Raw genomic sequence first — 12,643 nt, 5'->3', positions numbered from 1 at the left:
GTCATTTAAAGGAAGAATGAGCGAAGAATGGTTGCGGCAACAATTAAGAAGATACATGCTCCAAACCAGCTGGCAGCAGTTTTACTGGTATCAGGGTCACCGCTGCTGAACTTGTTATAGACTTTTACGCCTCCGATGAGTCCGACGACTGCACCGATGGCGTAAATTAATTGTGTAGCGGGTTCAAAATAAGAAGTGACCATCTGTGTAGCCTCATTGATTCCGGCTGAACCATTGCCTTGGCCGAATACCGAATTAATTGTTACCAATGTTAAAACAGCATACAGCAATTTTTTTCTTTGTTTTTTCATAATGAATAGATTTTTTGATTATGAAACCCGCACTTTACGGGCTTGAAGACAAAGATGTCCGAGTCTAGATACTCAATAACAGGAATGGCAGTGGATGGAATCTTTTGGCTGTTAAAGAACCGTGCGCCAGTCAGAATTCCTGTATAATTAATTGTAAATTTGTAAGGAATTTCAAAAAAGAGAAATCATGGATAAAAGGTTCACAGATATTATTGAGCTCATCAAACAGTCTCGTAACAATGCGATAAGAAAAGTCAATGAGGAACTCATCAATCTATACTGGAATATTGGTGAGTATATCAGCAAAAAGGTTGAGCTGAGTGAATGGGGACAATCTGTGGTTAAAGAACTTTCTCAGTTTATCCAGACTCATGAACCTGAACTAAAAGGTTTTTCGGATAAGAATCTTTGGAGAATGAAGCAGTTTTATGAGACTTACAAGGAATTTCCAAAAATCTCAACACTGTTGAGAGAAATCAGCTGGTCTCATAATCTGTCCATATTCTCCAGATGTAAATCAATCGAGGAAAGGGAATTTTATATCAAGTTGACCAAACAGGAAAATTATAGCTTCAGGGAGTTAGAGAGACAGATATCCAGCAGCCTTTTTGAAAGAACGATGATCGGAAATTCAAAACTCTCGACAGTGTTGAGAGAAACTAACGCTGATATAGTCAATACATTTAAAGACAGCTATGTATTTGACTTTTTAAATCTGCCTGAAACATTCAATGAAAATGATCTCCAAAAAGGTTTAATTGAGCAGATGAAAAATTTTATCCTGGAGTTAGGACGGGATTTTCTTTTTATCAGCGAAGAGTACAAAGTACAGGTCGGAAATTCTGATTTTTATATCGATCTCTTATTCTTCCACAGGGGGCTGCAATGCCTTGTCGCTTTCGAACTGAAAGCAGATAAATTCAAACCAGAACATCTGGGTCAGCTTAACTTTTATCTGGAAGCGCTGGACAGGGATGTTAAACGTCAGAACGAAAATCCAAGCATCGGCGTACTGCTTTGTAAAGACAAAGACAGCGAAGTAGTAGAATATGCGCTGAGTAGAAGTCTTTCTCCGACAATGGTTTCTGAATACAAAACGCAGCTTCCCGACAAAAAGGTTCTGCAGAAAAAACTGCATGAATTGTTTGATAACAGATCTTAGTTGAAACTTCTTAATAACAAAAGGGGAATTTGCCTAAACAAACTCCCCAATATCGAAACCTTCAACACCATCTTTGTAACTGGAAGATATGCCTTCAACATCATTCGAAATGCTCTGACTTAACAAATTTGAAATACGCTTCGAAGCCTCCCCCAACGAATTCTCCAAAAGATCAAAAAGCTCGGTCCCATGAATTTTTTGAATTATAGCAACTGCTTGCTGTTCTAAATCAGGTTCCAGCATTTTCCGCTGTAACAGCTGACCCGCAGTACTCAATTCCTGAAAGGTAACCCCTGTAGCAAACCCGCTTTCGATATTAGAGTCCTGATACTTCCAATCCTCTTCCTCCTGCCCCCAATTATCCTTGATTAGAATATCATCAAGATTTTTATTCTCGGTTACATCTTCAGCTTTCCCGTCTCTGGTTTCTGATTCAAAATTATCTTCTGCTAATGAAGTAAATTCAAGGTGGCTTTCAGTGGCTTCAACTGACCAACCTTTTCTTTTTGTTTGCTTAATATCTCCCATTATAGGTGGAGGACTTTTCTTAGTATTACCCCTATCTTTCGTACGGACATTGACTGGGAATCTTCTATCGAGAAGAATTAGAATGATAGCGATTAATAAAGCTATAATGATTATTTTTTCCATAAAATGATATTAAAAAATGGGACGGTATTTTTTATTGAAATCATCAGTAATTTCCTTTTCAAACATTTCGAAATGATACGCCAGTATATTATCCAGATAAGCATACAGAGAAATCTGGTCATCGGCAATGATTTGAATAATGCGTGAGAGGCGCTCGTGATATTCAGGACGGATATAGATACTTTTATCACCCCGCTTAGTCATGGTATGATGAGTAAGAAACTGCTCCATATAGCTTATATCTGAGGATTTCTTAGTATTCAACTTATTTTTTGTTACAACTCTCTGTTTTTGGGAATCTGCATTTTGTACAGAAACTTCTTTCTGGGAACTTCCTGCCATAATGGACATCAGATATTGTTCATCGATACCGTTCTCTTCATTGTTATTGTCCTGTTCCATAATTTATAGTTTTACAATTCTTAAAAATTCTTCTACAAATTGATCCAGCCTGCATTGAGTCAGCAGCTTAAGATCCGCAGGCAGTAATGTTGATCTGAAAACCATTTTTGATGTCGACTCCCCTTCTTTCCGAAATCTTTTACTGTCTGTAATGCTTGTTTCCATAAGTGGCAGCCCTAAATCTGAAATCACTTTACTGTAGTTTTTGTAGAGCAACGTCCGTTCTCTTCCATCCACCTGATTCCAGAAAAGATGGACTGCCCGGATTCCCGTTTGAGTTTCTTTCATCAATACATTGGTCAGAACATGGGTGAAACTTAACGTACTTTCCAGCACAACACGATCCGCAGTAATGGGAGAAAAAATATAATGGACTTTCGTCAAAGTTTTTAAAATCCCGGCGGTATTCACAGTTCCCGGTAGATCTAAAAATATAACATCAGGAATTGTTTCAGATCCTTCAACATAAGCATCTATATCCTCTAAAACTTGGTCGGCTTTACTCTGGAAAATGGGATATGCTTTTTTATTAATACTCGTAAATTGTTTGTGAGCGATCTTTTTTAAAATCTCATTCTGCATCACCATTTTTAAATCCCGCTCTCTCATCTGGAGTAAACTGTACTGTGGAAAGTCACAGTCAAAAACGGCAACATGATACCTCATCCGATAATGAAGAATACTTGCTAGAAGTGATGTAAAAGTGCTTTTTCCTACCCCTCCTTTTTGAGTGGAAAATGCAATAATGGTAGGTTGCTTTTTTGTTTTCATTTTGCTTGATTTTGGTTATACATAATTGGGACGAAAGACTGATTGACAGCCCCTGGGCAATACATATATCAGGTTCCCTGTACAGCTTTCAGTGCTACTGGACGGAATTCCCTAAAGCTGTATTGACTTCAATCAGTTCTGGCTGAATGCCATTCATCCTGCAATCCTGAAAAATTGCTTTCCTGAAGACTATCTTTCACAGAGACTATCTTGACGGCCGGAATTCCGGAAGGCTGACATGCAAGGGTTCTGCTGTTCAGGATTTCTATCAGATCTGCAGTCAGGAAATCCCGCCCTCAATCTGATACAAATGAATACGATTTCTTCTTCGAAATATTCTTAATGGTCGTTTTTGGCTTTAAGTGACTGTCTTTGACTTTCTTTCTAATATTGTCCCTACAAATGATTCTGGTTTACTTTGTTTCATAAGACTAAGGAGTTTTTTGGAGTTGGACTGTTTTTAATGCTTTAAAGTATTAAATATATTTTCTTACTGAAATTTCCTTTCACCTGAAAGGAGCAAGTTATGTTTTGAGTGCCTCATAACTTTTTTCGTGCCTCAAAACAACTTGCCCTGGCTGGGGCTTTAAAAACCACTCCAAAGTCGTGATTTTACTAATATTAAATTAAATGCGATGGATGTAAATAAAAAAAGCAAAGGCGGGCGTAAGCCCAAGATGAATCCAAGTAAAAACAGATATGTATTTAGACTTACGGATGAGGAAAATATAAAGTTTTTAAATTTATATGAGGTTTCCGGAATGAGTAACAAAGCGAAATTTATTACAACAATTTTATTTCAGAAAGAATTAAAAATTGTAAAAGTTGATATTTCAACAATAGATTATCATACCCAATTGACCAAATTCTTCTACCAATTCCAGTCGATTGGAAACAATTATAATCAGATTGTAAAAATTTTATACCGAAACTTCACGGAGAAAAAAGCGTCTTTCTATCTCTTTAAACTGGAAAATCATACCAGAGAACTAGCTTTAATTGGTAAGCAGATTATAGAACTCACCAAAGAATTTGAACAAAACCATATTCAAAAAAATTCTGAAAAATGATCGCTAAAATTGGAAAAGGTGAAAACCTATGGGGTGCTCTTACCTACAATCAACAGAAGGTGGATAACGAAAAAGGAACGGTTTTATTCACTAATAAGATTCCTGATTTGTGGGATCGACCTTATTCGGTTAAATTTTTTCATCAGTACTTTGAACCCTATTTGATTGCCAATAACAAAACTGAAAAACCGGTAATACATATCTCACTTAATCCTGATCCTGAAGATAAGGTTAATGACAAAGATTATCGGGAAATGGCCCAGCAATATATGCAGGAAATGGGTTATGGAAATCAACCGTATGTTGTTTTTAAACATACTGATATTGACAGAACGCACATTCATATTGTGACCACCTGTGTCCAGATCGATGGAAAGAAAATATCAGATCGCTATGATCATTCCCGATCAATGGAAACTTGCAGAAAATTGGAAAAACAATACAACTTAAAAGTTGCTGGTGAGAACAGAAATTTAAGTCAAAACTCTATTTTTAAACCTATAGATTATACTAAGGGGAATATCAAAACACAATTATCCTCGATACTACGACATATTCCTCAAACCTACAGCTTTCAAAGTATAGGTGCATATAATGCTTTACTCTCTCAATTCAATATTTCCTGTGAAGAGGTTACTGGAGAACTGCATGGAAAAATGAGAAAAGGAATGGTCTATTTTGCTACAGATAAAAATGGAAAAAAAATAAGTTCCCCTTTTAAATCATCTCTTTTTGGTAAGCATGTAGGAGTAGAAAATATTCAGGTGCTCATCAAGAAGTCAAAAGTAAAAATGAAAAATAATCCTTCAAAATTCATTCTTAAAAGAACTATTGAAACCGCTCTCAGCACGAGTAAATCGGAAGCTTCTTTTAAGTCTCAACTTTTGGAACAGGGAATCGCTACGGTCATACGAAAGAATGATGAGGGAAGGATCTACGGAATTACATTCATAGACCATAACTCCAAATCTGTTTGGAATGGCTCACAGTTGAGTAAAGAGCTTTCAGCCAACGCATTCAACAAACTATGGAATGATGTAGAAACAAAGCCTGAAACAAAATACGATCATAATGATCACTTTAATTTATCTCAGGAAATATGCACACAACAATTTCTTACGAATAGCATCAGCGGAGTTTTTGACGGATTTTTTAGCGGTTTATTATCTTCAGGTCCTAATGAGGATCAGGAGAAACAAATTTTTGAATCACAAATGAAAAAGCAACAAAGAAAAAGAAGAAAAAAATAATCTTCTTTTGCAAAAACGGTCTTATAACGATGCTCAAACAGCCAAAGTCAGCCATTGTATTCTTGCAACGGCACATTCATAATTAAGAATGTGCAATCCTGTATTTATGCGTCTAAAATCTGATATGCAGGGTGAAGACGATTTAAGAGGACTTGCCAAAATCATGGCGTTTATGCGAGCGGTCAGTATTATTATGGTTCTAATGCATCTGTACTGGTTTTGTTATGGATTTTTTGCACATCAACAATGGACACTGGAACTCATCAATAAGATTCTTTATAATTTTAATAAGACCGCAGGCCTTTTTTCTCAACCTATTTATTCTAAGCTGTTCGCAATAGTTTTACTGGCTTTGAGTTGCCTCGGAACAAAGGGAGTCAAAAATGAAAAGATCACTTGGAAAAAAATTAGTATTGGTTTTTCTATTGGTTTTGTCTTATTCTTTTTAAACGCAATCCTCTTACAATCTGCCAACAGCTTTACTCCTGTACTTTATATTCTATCTACCGGTTCCGGATACATCTTCCTGATGCAGGCAGGAGTCTGGATAGGCCGTTTACTCCAAACAAACTTAATGACCGATGTTTTTAACAATGAGAATGAAAGCTTTCAGCAGGAAACCCAATTACTCTATAATGAATATTCTGTTAACCTTCCTACACAGTTCTATTATCAAGGGAAGTGGCATCAGGGATGGATTAATGTGGTGAATCCTTTTCGTGCCACCATTGTCTTAGGAACTCCAGGCTCAGGAAAATCCTATGCCGTGGTAAATAACTACATCAGACAACATATCGAAAAAGGATTTTCCATGTATATCTATGATTTTAAATTCGATGATTTGTCTACTATTGCGTATAACCATCTTCTCAATCATTCTGATGCTTATATCGTAAAGCCGAAATTCTATATCATCAACTTTGACGACCCAAGAAAAAGTCATCGATGTAATCCTTTAAATCCCGATTTTATGACGGATATATCGGATGCATATGAAGCTGCCTACACCATTATGTTAAACCTGAACAGAAGCTGGATACAAAAACAGGGCGATTTCTTTGTTGAGAGTCCTATCATACTGCTAGCTGCCATCATATGGTTTCTTAAGATATATAAGAACGGTAAATACTGCACTTTTCCACACGCTATTGAGCTGTTGAACAAAAAATATGAAGAAGTCTTTACGATATTAACCTCTTATTCTGAATTAGAGAACTACCTATCTCCTTTTATGGATGCATGGCAAGGGGGTGCCCAGGATCAATTGCAGGGGCAAATCGCATCGGCTAAGATTCCTTTGTCTAGAATGATCTCACCACAATTGTATTGGGTAATGACCGGAGACGATTTTTCTTTGGATATCAATAATCCCAATGAGCCTAAAATTCTGTGTGTAGGAAATAATCCTGATCGTCAGAATATTTATTCTGCTGCTCTTGGGCTGTACAATTCGAGAATTGTTAAGTTAATTAATAAAAAAGGACAGTTGAAGAGTTCGGTGATTATTGATGAGTTGCCTACCATTTATTTCAGAGGACTGGATAATTTAATTGCTACTGCCAGAAGTAATAAAGTTTCCGTATGTCTTGGATTCCAGGATTTTTCTCAGTTGACAAGAGACTATGGAGATAAGGAAAGTAAAGTCATTCAGAATACGGTCGGCAATATTTTCAGCGGTCAGGTGGTTGGGGAAACAGCAAAAATCTTATCTGACCGTTTTGGAAAAATACTTCAAAAAAGACAGAGTATATCCATCAATAGGAACGATACTTCCACCTCTATTTCTACCCAATTGGACAGTTTGATACCTGCTTCGAAGATCTCTACCCTGACCCAGGGATTTTTTGTCGGTGCTGTATCTGATAACTTTGATGAAAGGATTCAGCAGAAGATTTTTCATTCCGAGATTATCGTAGACAATATTAAGCTTTCTCAAGAAATGAAAAGCTTTCAGCAAATACCACCGATCCGATCCTTTATTGATGAAGATGGGAATGATTCGATGACCAAACAGATCCGGGAGAATTACAGAGAAATTAAGACTGATATTCTTAGCATCATCACGAATGAGATGGATCGGATAAAAAATGATCCTGATTTACAGCATTTATTGAAATCGGATTAAAGAATGAAACCTCAAATCGTGTGGTATTTGAGGTTTCTATTTATATGTATGTTACTCAGCATCGCTGTTCATAAAATATTGATTCAAATTGTCACTCACCAATTGAAGGAATTTGGTTGGTCCTTGTTTTCGGTTACGGATTTCAAAGATGGTTTTATGAAAGTTACCTAAATCGCAATCCAATGACTTTTCTGTAAATTTTATCACTTCGCTTAACTCTATATTACCACCGTTAAAGCAACGCATCTGGTAAAGCGCATAAATAAGCTCTATAAGACCAACCTTTGACCCCGACCAGCTCAAAGGAGAAAATACTTTTGCCGTAAAGTTATCATTCGAATTTTCAATTTGCTTTTTTAAATACTGATCGAACTGCTCATTGGAAATAAATCTGGCGATCATATGATCGTGGGAAGTTGTAAAACTCGGATCATAATTATAAAATCCGGATGATAGCTTCATTTTTAGGTCGTAGGAATTGCGAACAAATATTTTATGATCAAGATAGGTTGCTTCCCGTTTATAGTAACTGTAAAATTCAGAATGCTCTAAATAAAAGCCTTTCAATTTTTCCTGTTCTGCTTCATAATATTTTTTTAAGGTCTTATTTCCGGCAGCCGGCTTATGAGATTCAATATCCAGTATTGCTGAATAATAAATAAATTTTGAGATAAACTGCGGTTTCAGTTTTTTAAAAAAGAATACTTCTTCAGCAATATGATCAAAATGATGGTTGGAAACCAAAAGTTTTAATTTCCTTATCGACTCATCAATAATAAGTAATACCTTTTCTGAAATTTTAATCAGATCATTTCCGTCAGCATTGACTTCGTTAATCTTTAGATCCAGATCCTCCAATAACTTCGAAGCCCTTTTAAAAATAGTTTTTGTTACCATGTCCTTTTTTAAGGAATTTACAAAAATTACCTAAAGCACGACTTAATCAACTAATACCCAATTCCTTTTTTCGATTCTTTATATAATCAGTAGGTCTGATCCCATTGATATCAAAGAACAGATTTGAAAAGTTCTGGCGTGCCGCTATACCGCATTCATCAGCCAGCGCCTCGATAGTATAATTCAAATATTTACTGTTGGTATTAAGTAAATTAGTGATATAGTTAATTCTCAGTTCAGCCATGTATTTATTAAAATTAATCCCTTTTTGTTCATTAATATAAACCGAAAGATAGTGGGAATTGGTTCCCAGCTTTAAAGCAATACTTTTCTGTGTAATCCCCTTCTTTTTGAAATGTTGCTCCTGCTCAAACTTCTGAAGCTTTTCTTTTATTTCTAAAGCCATTTCCGGGGTAAGAGAAGTCTTTCTTACAGGCAGTTCTATCATTTCTTCTCTTAAAATATCATTCATATTATATCTTCCTTCAGCAATTCTCTTTTGAAGAAGCTGATATTGTTTTTTTATCTTTTGATCTCTTCGATACCGGACAATAAAAAAACCAAGAACTACACTTCCTGAAGCAATCAGTATCTGAGCCAATACTATTTTTTTAGTACTGGATCTCTCGATTTCTTCTTTTGCATCCATCAGTGTACGTCGGTCAAAATCTTTATGAAGTTTCAAAGATAAATAGGGAAAATCTTTACTGATTAAACTGTCAGCTTTTAAAAGCTGATTGGTATAGTACAGTTGCTTTTCTAGGTCTTTATCTTTATAATGATCGATAAGATAGTGATAACTCTTATAGACCTCTGGAAGTATAAAATCATGTTTATTGAAAATAGAATCTATTTTGTTATAACATCCTACAGCCTTATTTACATTATCCTGTGCTTCATATGTTTTACCCAGGTAATAATATACTACAGAAGCCCAGGCGAAATCATTTCTCTTTAGAATATTGGGTAAAGATTTTTGCAAGTGATCCTGAGCACCAACATAATCTTTATGATGAAATCTGGAAATTCCGATGCATTTTAGGAAATAGCTTTTTTCAAGTACAAAATCACTATTATTGGCAGTTAGCTGATAACCTAAATTGCTTAGACTATCACTCTTGGCAAAATGATGCAGATATCTGTTGAGGACAGTCAATTGATGTAAGCAGTTGAGATACGCCTTCTCATAGTTAAACTGTTCATTTTCATGATGGTTTTCATTCAGCTTTGACCTGTAAAATGAAGTACATTCAAGAAAATGCTTCATGGCGTCATCATAATAGCCCAAATGACTTTTTACAATTCCTAAATGATAAAGGACTTTATATCTATGGTACTCATCTTTTGAGCCTTTTGAATGCGTATAGGCTTTAATGTATTCATTTAAAGCCAGCTTAAATTTTTTTTGATAAAAATAATAGATGATTCCCTTGCTTAAATATTCTTTACTGATGTCATCTTGGCTTCCATGCTGCAAACTGACAGTGAGTGCGCTGTCAGCATACTTCATCTTGTTTTTATAGTCAAACTGTCTTGCATCTCTATACCCTTGAATCAGCTTTGAAAAATTATTTTCGTTTTTTGCTTTCTCAATGTACAGTTTTACATAAGGCATTGCATGAATGTCATCTATTGCCATTTTTTCATAAGGCTTTCTAATTTCACTGAAAGTTTTTTCATCTTTCTTTTGTGAAAATAAAAATTGTGAAAAAACAGGAAATAAGATGAGAAAGCAATAAAACTTTTTCATAGACTGATATTTAGAACCTCACTACTTCAAAAATAAACATTTATGTTTTAAATAAATCAAATATTAATGAATTAAATAACAGAAAGGCAAAAACCCTGTAAAACATGCAAATACAGCCACTTACATTCTGATATTCTCATGTAGTAATTTTAAAATTGAGACGTAATAATTTTAAAATAGAGCCATATAACAGTTTTTTTTAGCTCATAAGCCGGATAATTTTGACATCAGAATTCTACTATAATCCGGCCGGGATAACCCAATTAAAATTATCAAAATGAAAAAGTTTATCCCATTTTTTAGCATAATCATCGCAGCAGTTTGTCTACAAAACTGCACCCATCGAGATGAAGATATGATTTCAAATAGTGAATATATTGAAAAATCAGAGCCCACAATAAATGGCTTAGTAATGAAACAGGATTCTGCTAAATCCGTAGAAGTCATTGAAGATCCTGGAACAAAAGATCCTCCTGTCAGAGACGGTGATAATTGGCGGCTAGCCAAAGATTAAAAACTTCAAATAAAATTATGATTCCTCATACCTCCATATCAGTTGTTACAGGCTTACCATGTCCAAAGAGTGGCATCTGGGAAAGTATGGGGAATTTCAAAACAACTGTAACCCTCTTTAAGGGTGAACCGATGCCTGAATATTGCGGATGGAAGATTAAATGGAGATTGGTTCAGGTCTGTTAAACCCAATAATGACATACCATGAAAAACGTACAAAATATCTTTATCAAAACTGTTTCCTGCTTTTTTATTCTGTTGTTTGTATATGCAAGTGTGAGCAAATTGCTTGATTTTGAAAACTTTCAAGTACAGATTGCTCAGTCACCTTTACTAAGTGCTTATGCAGGTATTATTTCTTATGCTGTTATTATTGTAGAATTAATTATTGTACTGTTATTAACTTTTCCAAGCAGGAGATTAATCGGATTATACTTATCAACTGCCTTAATGTCAGCATTTACGATCTATATATTTCTCATTCTAAATTACAGTGACTTTGTTCCCTGCTCATGTGGAGGAATCCTGGAAAAACTGGGATGGACTGAACATCTGATTTTTAATATTTTGTGTGTAGTTATAGGAGGTCTATCTGTTCTCATCATGGGAAGAGCAAATCATAAGACTTACCGTAAAACAGCATTGATCTTAGGAATTTCCAATATTTTGAGTTGTATTCTTGTCATTGTTTTGTTTTTTAAGTCAGAATACATTATAAAACAGGAAAACAATTTTACAAGAAGGTTTCTGATGCATCCTATTTTAAAAGTAAAAAGTATGGATCTGGAGAACCATTCATTTTATTTTGCTGGTGCTAAAAATGAAGAGCTTTACTTAGCTAACCGAAGCCTCCCTCAAAACTTATTAGCAGTTGATTCACTTTTAAAGAAAGCTGTAAATACAAAGATTGATCTGGAACTCAGCAAATATCCATTTAAAAAAATAGAGATTAAAGTTAAAGATCACCATTATTATATCTATGATGGAAATGTACCCATCATATTAAAAGGCAAATTAGGTGATGTAAAAAGCAAAGTAATCAGCTCTAACGATGCATTCTTTGACCAGCTTGAAATTATTGACAGTAATAAAATTGCCATTCGCACCCTCTCATCTCAAACCAGGAATTTAACGCTGGCAACTATTTTAATCAATCACAATGGCAAAAATCATGTGACACTGCATCCTGATTTACTTGAAAAGCAGTTGGATGGTTTTTTTGATTCTGACGGCTATCTTTCATCTGATCCTATAAGACCGACTGTCAGCTATATCTACAGTTATAGAAACCAGTTTCTTGTCATGAATCATTCAATGCAACTTATTCACAGATGGAGAACTATTGATACGACTAAAATCGCACAGATTAAAGTAACATCGCTATCCAATGGAAAATCTAAAATGTCTAAACCTGCACTAAAAGTTAATGGGCATGCGATCGTATACAGAGGTCTGTTATTTAACCCTGCTCAATTAAGAGGAAGACATGAATCTTTAAACAGATGGAAGGAAAGCAAAGTTATTGACATCTATAATACCGAATCTCAGGAATATATTGGCAGCATGTACATCGACAATATTAAAAATAACAGCATGTCAGATTTTAGAGTCACCGATGAGCATTTGTACGCAATTATTGGAAATCAGCTGGTACAATATAAACTTACCCAGCCCCTGAAAAAACATTTTAAAAACGGGGAAGCCGAAAACCGTGTTTCAGAGTAGGCAGCAAATCAAATAT

Annotated in this window: 12 protein-coding genes; 6 read left to right on the top strand and 6 right to left on the bottom strand. The window is 35.2% G+C overall.

Annotated features, from left to right (window positions below; translation table 11 throughout):
- Positions 1-5: 5 nt before the first annotated feature.
- On the bottom strand, positions 6-311 hold the full coding sequence (locus BUE84_RS06290) for a DUF4134 domain-containing protein (protein ID WP_045495720.1): 306 nt from the start codon (positions 309-311) through the stop codon (positions 6-8).
- Positions 312-498: 187 nt separating this feature from the next.
- Between BUE84_RS06290 and BUE84_RS06285 the strand changes: the two genes are divergently transcribed.
- Complete coding sequence (locus tag BUE84_RS06285) at positions 499-1,473, top strand: YhcG family protein (protein ID WP_047432748.1); 975 nt, start codon at positions 499-501, stop codon at positions 1,471-1,473.
- A 33-nt stretch (positions 1,474-1,506) separates the two neighbouring features.
- Here BUE84_RS06285 and BUE84_RS06280 read toward each other — a convergent pair whose 3' ends face one another.
- The 3 genes from BUE84_RS06280 to BUE84_RS06270 are packed head-to-tail and all read right to left on the bottom strand — an operon-like array spanning position 1,507 to position 3,297.
- Positions 1,507-2,124: a hypothetical protein gene (locus BUE84_RS06280; RefSeq protein WP_079240909.1), complete on the bottom strand. Its 618-nt coding sequence runs from the start codon at positions 2,122-2,124 to the stop codon at positions 1,507-1,509.
- A 9-nt stretch (positions 2,125-2,133) separates the two neighbouring features.
- The gene (locus BUE84_RS06275) at positions 2,134-2,526 is read right to left on the bottom strand and encodes a DUF3408 domain-containing protein (protein ID WP_079240908.1); all 393 of its coding nucleotides are present in this window, start codon (positions 2,524-2,526) and stop codon (positions 2,134-2,136) included.
- A 3-nt stretch (positions 2,527-2,529) separates the two neighbouring features.
- Positions 2,530-3,297, bottom strand: coding sequence for a ParA family protein (locus tag BUE84_RS06270; RefSeq protein WP_079240907.1), 768 nt, complete (start codon positions 3,295-3,297; stop codon positions 2,530-2,532).
- A 635-nt stretch (positions 3,298-3,932) separates the two neighbouring features.
- Here BUE84_RS06270 and mobA point away from each other — a divergent pair.
- The 3 genes from mobA (at position 3,933) to mobC (ending at position 7,742) form a co-directional block, all read left to right on the top strand.
- Positions 3,933-4,367, top strand: coding sequence for a conjugal transfer protein MobA (gene mobA / locus BUE84_RS06265; RefSeq protein WP_079240906.1), 435 nt, complete (start codon positions 3,933-3,935; stop codon positions 4,365-4,367).
- Positions 4,364-5,617 (top strand): conjugal transfer protein MobB, encoded by a 1,254-nt coding sequence (gene mobB / locus BUE84_RS06260; RefSeq protein WP_079240905.1) that lies wholly within the window; start codon positions 4,364-4,366, stop codon positions 5,615-5,617. The genes mobA and mobB overlap by 4 nt, the downstream gene beginning before the upstream one ends.
- A gap of 124 nt (positions 5,618-5,741) precedes the next feature.
- Positions 5,742-7,742, top strand: coding sequence for a conjugal transfer protein MobC (mobC, locus tag BUE84_RS06255; protein WP_079240904.1), 2,001 nt, complete (start codon positions 5,742-5,744; stop codon positions 7,740-7,742).
- Positions 7,743-7,793: 51 nt separating this feature from the next.
- Here the strand turns inward: mobC and BUE84_RS06250 are convergent, their stop codons facing one another.
- Together BUE84_RS06250 and BUE84_RS06245 are read right to left on the bottom strand one after the other, a co-directional pair.
- Entirely contained in the window at positions 7,794-8,639 is an 846-nt protein-coding gene (locus BUE84_RS06250; RefSeq protein ID WP_079240903.1) for an RteC domain-containing protein, read from the bottom strand.
- 46 nt (positions 8,640-8,685) lie between these two features.
- Complete coding sequence (locus tag BUE84_RS06245; protein WP_079240901.1) at positions 8,686-10,389, bottom strand: helix-turn-helix domain-containing protein; 1,704 nt, start codon at positions 10,387-10,389, stop codon at positions 8,686-8,688.
- Between the two features lie 277 nt (positions 10,390-10,666).
- On the opposite strand from BUE84_RS06245, the gene BUE84_RS06240 reads away from it, so the two are divergent.
- Together BUE84_RS06240 and BUE84_RS06235 are read left to right on the top strand one after the other, a co-directional pair.
- Positions 10,667-10,903, top strand: coding sequence for a hypothetical protein (locus tag BUE84_RS06240; protein ID WP_079240900.1), 237 nt, complete (start codon positions 10,667-10,669; stop codon positions 10,901-10,903).
- Positions 10,904-11,106: 203 nt separating this feature from the next.
- Entirely contained in the window at positions 11,107-12,627 is a 1,521-nt protein-coding gene (locus tag BUE84_RS06235; protein WP_079240899.1) for a DoxX family protein, read from the top strand.
- Positions 12,628-12,643 lie beyond the last annotated feature (16 nt).

This window comes from Chryseobacterium indologenes, from assembly GCF_002025665.1.
GTDB lineage: Bacteria > Bacteroidota > Bacteroidia > Flavobacteriales > Weeksellaceae > Chryseobacterium > Chryseobacterium metallicongregator.
Note: the sequence above shows the minus strand (reverse complement) of the source record. Positions and strands in the feature narration are given on the sequence as shown.

What these genes read in the sequence shown, in the direction of transcription:
- mobC (WP_079240904.1), top strand. Translation starts at nt 5,742, where the DNA reads ATGCAGGGTGAAGACGATTTAAGAGGACTTGCCAAAATCATGGCGTTT.
- BUE84_RS06245 (WP_079240901.1), bottom strand. Translation starts at nt 10,389, where the DNA reads ATGAAAAAGTTTTATTGCTTTCTCATCTTATTTCCTGTTTTTTCACAA.
- BUE84_RS06270 (WP_079240907.1), bottom strand. Translation starts at nt 3,297, where the DNA reads ATGAAAACAAAAAAGCAACCTACCATTATTGCATTTTCCACTCAAAAA.
- BUE84_RS06275 (WP_079240908.1), bottom strand. Translation starts at nt 2,526, where the DNA reads ATGGAACAGGACAATAACAATGAAGAGAACGGTATCGATGAACAATAT.
- mobB (WP_079240905.1), top strand. Translation starts at nt 4,364, where the DNA reads ATGATCGCTAAAATTGGAAAAGGTGAAAACCTATGGGGTGCTCTTACC.
- BUE84_RS06250 (WP_079240903.1), bottom strand. Translation starts at nt 8,639, where the DNA reads ATGGTAACAAAAACTATTTTTAAAAGGGCTTCGAAGTTATTGGAGGAT.
- mobA (WP_079240906.1), top strand. Translation starts at nt 3,933, where the DNA reads ATGGATGTAAATAAAAAAAGCAAAGGCGGGCGTAAGCCCAAGATGAAT.
- BUE84_RS06290 (WP_045495720.1), bottom strand. Translation starts at nt 311, where the DNA reads ATGAAAAAACAAAGAAAAAAATTGCTGTATGCTGTTTTAACATTGGTA.
- BUE84_RS06240 (WP_079240900.1), top strand. Translation starts at nt 10,667, where the DNA reads ATGAAAAAGTTTATCCCATTTTTTAGCATAATCATCGCAGCAGTTTGT.
- BUE84_RS06280 (WP_079240909.1), bottom strand. Translation starts at nt 2,124, where the DNA reads ATGGAAAAAATAATCATTATAGCTTTATTAATCGCTATCATTCTAATT.
- BUE84_RS06285 (WP_047432748.1), top strand. Translation starts at nt 499, where the DNA reads ATGGATAAAAGGTTCACAGATATTATTGAGCTCATCAAACAGTCTCGT.
- BUE84_RS06235 (WP_079240899.1), top strand. Translation starts at nt 11,107, where the DNA reads ATGAAAAACGTACAAAATATCTTTATCAAAACTGTTTCCTGCTTTTTT.